A 265-nucleotide genomic window follows, 5' to 3' on the forward strand; every position below is an offset into this window, starting at 1 on the left:
ACACAACAATCAGCTATCTCTAAATCTATTCCCACGCCCCTTACGAGTTTTCACCCAACGGGCCGCTTCCCATTACGCGTCGCCAGTAGAGGGGATTAGGCCGAAGAAGGGGATGCGGACGGAGTCTTGGAGGATTTCATTATGAACCGTTCCTACACCGCACAACAGCGCCGCACAGCGCTGAAGGTTGGCAAGCGCACCCAATCGGTCACAAAGACAATCCGGGAGCTCGGGTACCCAGGCCGGTGGACTCTTTATACGTGGC

General features: G+C 55.8%; 1 pseudogene. It reads left to right on the top strand.

Annotated elements, in window-relative coordinates:
- Positions 1 to 141: 141 nt before the first annotated feature.
- Positions 142 to 265: pseudogene (locus tag VVR41_RS10725) on the top strand (transposase); the annotation flags it as partial.

The organism is Corynebacterium sp. LK2510, assembly GCF_040946405.1.
GTDB lineage: Bacteria > Actinomycetota > Actinomycetes > Mycobacteriales > Mycobacteriaceae > Corynebacterium.